Source organism: Oecophyllibacter saccharovorans (assembly GCF_006542375.1).
Taxonomy (GTDB): domain Bacteria; phylum Pseudomonadota; class Alphaproteobacteria; order Acetobacterales; family Acetobacteraceae; genus Oecophyllibacter; species Oecophyllibacter saccharovorans.
The window spans coordinates 1-2,500 of the sequence record NZ_CP038144.1 but is presented as its reverse complement, the minus strand read 5'-3'; the positions used below and the strand labels follow the sequence as shown (position 1 = coordinate 2,500).

Below are 2,500 nucleotides of genomic sequence, written 5' to 3'. Positions count from 1 at the left end.
AAGGCGAGGGCGAAAGCCGTAGTCGATGGGAACCAGGTTAATATTCCTGGGCCTGCTAGTAGTGACGAATGGAAGATGTTGTCAGATCTTATTGGATTGATCTGGCTTTTGGACCATTCCAGGAAATAGCTCTAGCATATAGACCGTACCCGAAACCGACACAGGTGGACTGGTAGAGAATACCAAGGCGCTTGAGAGAACGATTCTGAAGGAACTAGGCAAATTGCTCGCGTAACTTCGGAAGAAGCGAGACCTGCATTTGGGTAACCATAGGCAGGTGGCACAGACCAGGGGGTAGCGACTGTTTATTAAAAACACAGGGCTCTGCGAAATCGAAAGATGACGTATAGGGCCTGACGCCTGCCCGGTGCCGGAAGGTTAAGAGGAGATGTGAGAGCATTGAATTGAAGCCCCGGTAAACGGCGGCCGTAACTATAACGGTCCTAAGGTAGCGAAATTCCTTGTCGGGTAAGTTCCGACCTGCACGAATGGCGTAACGACTTCCCCGCTGTCTCCAGAATCGACTCAGCGAAATTGAATTCCCCGTGAAGATGCGGGGTTCCCGCGGTCAGACGGAAAGACCCTATGAACCTTTACTGCAGCTTTGCAGTGGCATCAGGAAAATCCTGTGTAGGATAGGTGGGAGGCTTTGAAGCTAGGACGCCAGTTCTGGTGGAGCCATCCTTGAAATACCACCCTGAATTTTTCTGATGTCTAACTGAGACCAGTAAGCCTGGTCCAGGACCCTGCATGGCAGGCAGTTTGACTGGGGCGGTCGCCTCCTAAAGGATAACGGAGGCGCGCGATGGTGAGCTCAAGTCGGTCGGAAACCGACTGTCGAGTGCAATGGCATAAGCTCGCCTGACTGTGAGAGTGACAGCTCGATCAGAGACGAAAGTCGGCCATAGTGATCCGGTGGTCCCACGTGGACGGGCCATCGCTCAACGGATAAAAGGTACTCTAGGGATAACAGGCTGATCTCCCCCAAGAGTCCACATCGACGGGGAGGTTTGGCACCTCGATGTCGGCTCATCACATCCTGGGGCTGGAGCAGGTCCCAAGGGTTCGGCTGTTCGCCGATTAAAGTGGTACGTGAGCTGGGTTTAGAACGTCGTGAGACAGTTCGGTCCCTATCTGCCGCGGGTGTTTGAGACTTGAAAGGATTTGTCCCTAGTACGAGAGGACCGGGATGAACAAACCTCTGGTGAACCAGTTGTCGCGCCAGCGGCACCGCTGGGTAGCTAAGTTTGGAATGGATAACCGCTGAAAGCATCTAAGCGGGAAACCAGCCTTAAAACTAGGTCTCCTAGGGCCGTCCGAGACCAGGACGTTGATAGGTCAGGTGTGAAAGCGTGGTGACACGTTTAGCTAACTGATCCTAATCGCCCATATTTCTCATACATCTTCAACACATGCACAGTAGTCAGTCACATAATTAGCGTATCAACGTTTTCCCTACTTACTCATGATGAGTAAGCTAGAGGGCCTGGTGGCTATGGCAGAGGTTCTAAACCCGATCCCATCCCGAACTCGGCCGTTAAAGCCTTTAGCGCCTATGATACTGCACCTTAAGGTGCGGAAAAGTCGGTCGCCGCCAGGCCCTCTAGCTTACTTAAAAATTATCGCGGGGTGGAGCAGTCCGGTAGCTCGTCAGGCTCATAACCTGAAGGCCGCAGGTTCAAATCCTGCCCCCGCATCCAAGCGCCTGTCGAAAGACGAGGCGCTTTTTTTATATCTACTATTTTTTCAGAATATGATTGTGTTTTTTAAATTCAAATCTGAGTTTCACCACACGTCTGCCAGATTTAATTGGCGTCCATTTAATGTCCCAGCCACCTTTGCTGGTTAGTTCTTTTATGGCGGGCTCAATAATCCTTCTGCGTATATTATTAAAGTTGCTTTTTTGTTTTTCTGTAGCGTCCATTGCATTAGAAAAGAAATCAATATCATATTCAGCAGTTTTGGTGTCGTGGAAACGCATAAGAAGTTCCATTAATCTCCATGAATATACAGATCTTAATGCATGTGCTTGATGTAATTTATAAGTAGTAAATTGCCTTTTTAACCCAGTTAAAAAAGGTATTATTTTATACCACCAGTAAATTTCTACCCAACCTTCGCCCTCTTGGTAATGTATTTCCCCAACCCATCTCATTTGAACTAATTTTGAGCTAGTATCATTTTGGTGATTAAGATCATTATTGAAAAAAGTTATTTTTCTTTCGAATAAATTTTTAGATGCTTCTCTTAATGCCTCATAAGCAGTTCTCATATTACATCCTGCTATTTCGGCATACTCTATTGCCGTTATTCTAGTAGTTAAAATCTCACCTATTGGAAGTTGACGACGACTATCTAGCTTAGAAATAGCACATGCAATAACTCGTTTCTCTGCCAACGTTAATCCGTGGCCAGCTCGTAGGAGAGCGTTACTCATTGTAACTGACGGTTGCGAATCGATCTTTATCAAAGTCGCAACAGTTCTCTTGCTGGCACTCAT

At 47.5% G+C, this 2,500-nt stretch carries 1 protein-coding gene, 1 tRNA gene and 2 rRNA genes (1 of these 4 cut by a window edge); 3 read left to right on the top strand and 1 reads right to left on the bottom strand.

The genetic code is table 11. The annotated features are described in order from the left end of the window. The 3 genes from E3E11_RS08430 to E3E11_RS08420 form a co-directional block, all read left to right on the top strand. Positions 1-1,402 (top strand): 23S ribosomal RNA (locus E3E11_RS08430) (it extends 1,338 nt beyond the left edge of the window). 83 nt (positions 1,403-1,485) lie between these two features. Then, positions 1,486-1,600, top strand: a 5S ribosomal RNA gene (rrf, locus tag E3E11_RS08425). A gap of 23 nt (positions 1,601-1,623) precedes the next feature. Next, a tRNA-Met gene (locus E3E11_RS08420) sits at positions 1,624-1,700 on the top strand. A gap of 38 nt (positions 1,701-1,738) precedes the next feature. On the opposite strand, the gene E3E11_RS08415 is transcribed toward E3E11_RS08420, so the two are convergent. After that, positions 1,739-2,500, bottom strand: a complete 762-nt coding sequence (locus E3E11_RS08415) for a replication initiation protein (protein ID WP_231119072.1) — start codon at positions 2,498-2,500, stop codon at positions 1,739-1,741.

Excerpts from the sequence above, each read along its gene's own strand:
- E3E11_RS08415 (WP_231119072.1), bottom strand. The coding sequence starts at position 2,500 with ATGAGTGCCAGCAAGAGAACTGTTGCGACTTTGATAAAGATCGATTCG.